The 4,095-nt window shown below is 53.5% G+C and carries 4 protein-coding genes; 2 read left to right on the top strand and 2 right to left on the bottom strand.

Annotation, left to right across the window (positions count from 1 at the left end; genetic code table 11):
- A partial coding sequence (locus POTG_RS22420; protein ID WP_036646743.1) for a hypothetical protein occupies nucleotides 1-203 on the top strand: 203 nt, incomplete at its 5' end.
- A gap of 12 nt (nucleotides 204-215) precedes the next feature.
- On the opposite strand, the gene POTG_RS22415 is transcribed toward POTG_RS22420, so the two are convergent.
- Both POTG_RS22415 and yhbH read right to left on the bottom strand, forming a co-directional pair.
- The gene (locus tag POTG_RS22415) at nucleotides 216-1,655 is read right to left on the bottom strand and encodes a SpoVR family protein (protein ID WP_009227139.1); all 1,440 of its coding nucleotides are present in this window, start codon (nucleotides 1,653-1,655) and stop codon (nucleotides 216-218) included.
- Nucleotides 1,652-2,821 carry a sporulation protein YhbH gene (gene yhbH / locus POTG_RS22410; protein ID WP_009227138.1) on the bottom strand — a complete coding sequence of 390 codons (1,170 nt, stop codon included), beginning with the start codon at nucleotides 2,819-2,821 and terminating at the stop codon, nucleotides 1,652-1,654. The genes POTG_RS22415 and yhbH overlap by 4 nt, the downstream gene beginning before the upstream one ends.
- A 200-nt stretch (nucleotides 2,822-3,021) precedes the next feature.
- Here yhbH and POTG_RS22405 point away from each other — a divergent pair, with 200 nt between their 5' ends.
- Nucleotides 3,022-4,035, top strand: coding sequence for a DUF7309 domain-containing protein (locus POTG_RS22405; RefSeq protein WP_397376647.1), 1,014 nt, complete (start codon nucleotides 3,022-3,024; stop codon nucleotides 4,033-4,035).
- Nucleotides 4,036-4,095: the final 60 nt, after the last annotated feature.

Below are 4,095 nucleotides of genomic sequence, written 5' to 3'. Positions count from 1 at the left end.
TAGAAGAAACAATAGGGGGCGATACCTTGGCAAAGAGTGATCAACTCATGTTAACCATAGTTGCAATCGCGATTCTAGCGTGCACTTTCTGGACCGGTTATGCGATTGGCCTGCGGCAGAGACCGCCGATGGATCCTTCCGATGTCCAGCAGGCCATTCATTCCAGATGGGTCAAGGCCAAAGCGATTTCTATTTCGCTTTAAAAGTCATGTAACTCAAAGCATCTTCCGAGTATGCTTCTGCCCGTCATAGGAGAAGAGCGCCCGCTTTTCTTCCACCACCGTCTCTAGGTGCACGGGGCGGCCCCACAGCTTGTAAACGTAGGGTAGCGTATGCTCCAGATACTTGAGGTCCAGCTCAATCCCTTCATATTGATGCTTCAGCAACAGCTCACCGGAGCGCAGGTAGTCGCCGTCCTGGACGACGATGTACGGCGAGCCGCCGTTGACGCGGGAGGCGATCAGCTGGTCGCGGACATTTTCCCACGATTTGTCGGTGATTTTCCACTCTGGACCTTGCTTCTCGAAAATGTACAAGTCCAGATCGCGGACGAGATCCTTGGTCAAATAGCTGCGAAGGAAGGAAATGTCCGAATCGAGCTCGCGCACTTCGAAGATTTTCTCCCGGCCTTTTCCGGGCTCACGGCCAAAGCGGCGGCGCTCCTCTTCGGTCGGGTTATCCCAGCGGCGCTCGATGTCCTCGAAAATCTTGAGCCCGAGGTAATACGGGTTCAGGCTTTGCCGCGATGGCTGAACGACCAAGGCGTTCAGCTTGGCGAATTCGACCGTTTCGTCACTGGTCAGGTCGAGCTCGCGGATGATGCGCTGATGCCAATACGAAGCCCACCCCTCGTTCATGATTTTCGTCTCCATCTGCGGCCAGAAATACAGCATCTCCTCCCGCAGCATGCTCATAATATCCCGTTGCCAATCTTCCAGCACTTCCGAATATTCCTGGATAAACCAAACGATATCCTTCTCCGGTTCGGGCGGGAAGTGGACGGTGACCTCTTTGGCTTCCTCGGTGCGTCCGCCCGGATGTTCATCCAGCGTCCAAAGATCGTCGTAAGTCCCTGTCTTCACCGGGCCTTGCCGCCCCTCCTTCGCCCGCCGAAGCTTCTCTTCCATTTGCCGCCGTTTGTCATAACGCATCGGCTTGATTAACTGCGGATCGACGTGCTCTTGGATCGCCAGCACAGCGTCGATGAAGCTCTCTACTGTTTCCGCACCGTAGGCCAATTCGTAACGTCTAATCCGCTCGGCGGTGGCGGCCATGCTCTCCACCATATCCCGGTTGGTGGCGGAGAACCGCACGTTATTTTTAAAGAAATCGCAGTGGGCGAGCACGTGAGCGACGATCAGCTTGTTCTGGATCAGCGAATTGCCTTCCAGTAAAAAGGCGTAACACGGGTTCGAGTTAATGACGAGCTCGTAGATTTTGCTTAACCCGAAATCGTACTGCATCTTCATCTTGTTAAACATTTTGCCGAAGCTCCAATGCGAAAACCGGGTTGGCATTCCGTAAGCGCCAAACGTATATATGATATCGGCGGGGCAAATTTCATAGCGCATCGGATAATAATCAAGTCCAAACGAGTCGGCGATTTCCATAATTTCCGCGATGGCGTATTCGAGCTGTTCTAATTCGCTGCTCAACTGGCCGCACCCCCTTCGCGCTTGTGGAAGAACCGTTTTAACGCGTTATAAACCTCGCCTTTTTCCTTAATGACGTAATACATGAATTTCTCCTGCTTGATCGTCCGGTAGGCGGACATCAAGGTGCTGCCGCGATTGTACTGGTTGACTTCCCCGTAGCCAAACATGTTGCTGCGCTTCATCAGCTCGCCAATCAGCTTGACGCAGCGCTCATTATCGGAGGTCAGGTTGTCGCCGTCGGAGAAGTGGAACGGATAAATGTTGTAGCTGGACGGCGGGTAACGGGTGTCGATGATCTCCAGCGCTTTTTGATATACCGAAGAGCAGATGGTGCCGCCGCTTTCCCCGCGGGTGAAAAATTCTTCCTCACTGACCTCCTTGGCCTCGGTATGATGCGCAAGAAACACAATCTCGACCTTCTCGTACTGCCGCCGCAGGAACCGGGTCATCCAGAAGAAGAAGCTGCGCGCGCAGTATTTCTCGAACGCCCCCATCGAACCTGATGTGTCCATCATCGCCAGAATGACCGCGTTGGAGTGGGGGACAACGACCTCCTCCCACGTTTTGTAGCGGAGATCGTCTGGAGAAATGCCGTGAATGCCGGGGGTCCCGGCGGTGGCGTTACGGCGCAGGTTTTCCAAGATGGTGCGTTTCTTGTCGATGTTGGACATGAGGCCTTTTTTGCGGATATCGTTAAAACGGATGGATTCGGTTTCCATTTCTGTCTTGTCTCTATCCTGGATATAAGGCAGTTCCATCTCTGCGAACAACATATCCTCCAGCTCTTCGATGCTAATCTCCGCTTCCACGTAATCGTAGCCCGGCTGATCGCCGGCCTTGCCGCCTTTCCCGCCTTTTCCGCTGTCCTTCGGACTGTCCTGGCCTAGCACGTCTCCCACCTCGCTGCTCCCGTCGCCTTGGCCGACATGCTTATGTTTCTGGTAGTTATGAATGAAGCGGTACTCTTCCAAATTGCGGAGGGGGACCTTAATGATCTGTTTGCCGTCTGACATGATGATATTTTCTTCGGTGATGAGATCTGGCAGATTTTGCTTAATAACCTCTCTCACTTTCTCCTGATGACGTTGTTGATCCTGATACCCTTTCCGGTGCAGCGACCAGTCCTCTTTGGAGACGACAAAGTGATATCGATCAGGCGTTGGCATAGATGAACACCTCCATATCGGGATTTCCCGGAACGCTATATTTGTGGATGTAAATAAAGTATATTCACGGAGAGGGGCGATATGTGAGGGAGCTTGCGCCGGTTTGGAAACAATAAGGCTGGAAAAAGGCGGAGATTCCCGTTAAGCTAATAACAGTTAGATTAGGTTAGGTTTGCGAAGGGGGTCACGAATTGGTGCCGATGAATCAGGTTTGGCTGGAGCTATATGAAGCCGCGGATCAATTTAAGAAGCTGAAGCCATGGGAATGGCTTTCGAACGTTCATTTGTTTGGGGTTCGCAGTCCATGGGATCACCGTATCGGATATTGCTGCGTGATGGGGAGCGGCAAGGAAGTGTTTGGTATGGCCGTTTATTTGGGAACGGAGGGCCTGCAGACAGTGCTTGACATGTTAAATGGGGAATTCATAGGCGATCCGCTGTTTGCGCAGCATTGTTATATGCTGTCCTTTGGCAGCCGGGACGAGCTGTACCCGGAGGAATATGAACGGGTGAAGGAGTTAGGTTTATCCTTTCGCGGCAAAACTGCCTGGCCGTCCTTCCGTCTCTACGAGCCGGGTTACGTGCCTTGGCCGATAACGGACCGGGACGATATTGTCTTCTTGACGGAGATCCTCAGACAAGCGATGGAAGTGAGTCTTTCCTATCGGGAGGATCCCGATGCTCTATTGGAAGGCAACGGGGAACGTTTTCTCGTGCGGATTCCCGTTACCGGGGAGGGTGCGGGTACGACCGAATGGATCAGCGAATGGCTCAAGCCGGACCAGGCGGATCGGCCGCTGGAGCCAGCCGGACGAGCGGTCATGGTGGACGAGCTGCGCATGGTCAAAGCAAGGCGTGCAGTCAGCGGTGATGCGGGGGTCTGGGAGGTAGACAGCTTTTTTATCCCCATGCCCATTGAAGACGAGGAACGTCCGTTTTATCCGACGATGAACGTGATTGCGGATCAAGAGACCGGGCAGATCCTGCATTACGGGTTGACCAAACAGGCGGAAGCGTCCGAGAACCTTGCGGATGGTCTGCTGGGGTTGATCGAGACGTATAGAGTGATGCCGATGCGGCTTGTGGCCCGTACTTCCAGAGTGCTGGACGAGCTGGCATCGGTGATCGCAGGGTTTGGGCTTGTCTGCAGTGTAGAACCGCAGCTGCCGGCGATTGAGGAGTTCCAGCAATCGGTAGGAGGCAAGCTATTATAACTAGATAAGTGCAGGATGATAGCCGGGTTTCCAGCGTAGTTGCTGGGAGTCCCGGTTTTT

This window comes from Paenibacillus sp. oral taxon 786 str. D14, from assembly GCF_000159955.1.
GTDB classification, from domain to species: Bacteria; Bacillota; Bacilli; order Paenibacillales; family Paenibacillaceae; genus Fontibacillus; species Fontibacillus phoenicis.
The sequence above is the reverse complement of the archived record's forward strand: the minus strand, read 5'-3'. Positions and strand labels throughout refer to the sequence as shown.